Genomic DNA, 1,198 nt, shown 5'->3' with positions numbered 1-1,198 from the left:
GGCCGTGGAACAAGGTTTTTAACTTTTCGTAGTCATCATAGAATGCCATGTAGATTTCTTCAGTTGTAAATGTTGCAGCTACTGGTAAATAGCCTCCTGAAATCCCCTTCCCAGCTGCCATCAAATCTGGTTGCACACTTTCATGTTCACAGGCAAAGGGTTTTCATCATAATCTTTCATTTGTGTAAAAGGTAGCCAAAGGTACTTTTTACTTTTTTCAATCAATTCTTGAGTCATTCTCTTCCCCCCATTGGATGATAACAGGCTGTTTTTCCAAATATTGTATATATGAATTTAGATCTTCGTCTTTTGAGCTATCAACAAAGAAGATTCGACAGCCTCGTTCATCTCCGTATTCTTTCAGCTTAGAAATACGTTGATAGCCTAGCTTTTTACTTGCAACATAACCTGTTATGTATTCAGGATCATCTGACCAGCATAATTCTGCGACAGTTGCCGGATGCTCACACACCTTTGTTGCAAGTACAAGCGCCTCTTTAACTCTGGAATTTTTAGGAACCTTGTAGTAGTCAGCCCATTTTTCGAAATTAGTGTTCATCCAGTCCATTCTGGAAACACGCACACCCTTTTCGTTCTTATAATCAATTCGTTCACCTAAATGTATGTCAATCAATATAGCGCCTCTGATTCCTGAATATTGAGTCATATATGTATACGCTTTTTCAATGATTTGTCTAGAAATACCAACCTTTTCTAACAGATTCCAAGACAATGCTTGTCCTATTTCTACTGATTCCACTTCATTTGTCTCAATTTGTAAAGGCTTAACTAGTTTTATAGGCTCGTCAAGAGATTCAAACTGAATCTGCATAAAATCTGGTGTACCCCTTGAATGAGTTAAGCCCTTTTCCAATAAGGCATTCACAGCATGTTTCATATGGCTTAAAGTTGAAAGTTTTTCCCCACCAGAAATATGCTTTCCACCCTGTTCATGAGATCCATTCTTTGCAGCTCTCATTCTAACGCTATAAAACTTTCCCTCTTGCATCCTTTTATTCTCCCCCCTTGAATTTGCTTCAACATCTTGTTAGTGAAAGTGCGTAGTCATTTTTAATATCCTTGGACCGCGTAATAATTAACGGTCTACCAACCCAATGGTTTTTAATGGATTTTCTGTAATGAAAACAAAAAAAATCGAAATTAATCTGAAATTCCATTTTCAAACGCACTATCCCTT

At 37.4% G+C, this 1,198-nt stretch carries 1 protein-coding gene and 1 pseudogene; both read right to left on the bottom strand.

The annotated features are described in order from the left end of the window. Positions 1–163 (bottom strand): annotated as a pseudogene (locus ABHN01_RS25715) (aminotransferase class III-fold pyridoxal phosphate-dependent enzyme); the annotation flags it as partial. A gap of 54 nt (positions 164–217) precedes the next feature. Continuing rightward, positions 218–1,009: a 6-carboxyhexanoate--CoA ligase gene (bioW, locus tag ABHN01_RS25710; protein ID WP_429877900.1), complete on the bottom strand. Its 792-nt coding sequence runs from the start codon at positions 1,007–1,009 to the stop codon at positions 218–220. Between the last annotated feature and the right edge of the window lie 189 nt (positions 1,010–1,198).

The sequence above is a fragment of the Fictibacillus sp. NRS-1165 genome, assembly GCF_050468105.1.
Lineage (GTDB): Bacteria > Bacillota > Bacilli > Bacillales > Fictibacillaceae > Fictibacillus_C > Fictibacillus_C terrinigri.
The sequence above is the reverse complement of the archived record's forward strand: the minus strand, read 5'-3'. Positions and strand labels throughout refer to the sequence as shown.

What these genes read in the sequence shown, in the direction of transcription:
- bioW (WP_429877900.1), bottom strand. Translation starts at nt 1,009, where the DNA reads ATGCAAGAGGGAAAGTTTTATAGCGTTAGAATGAGAGCTGCAAAGAAT.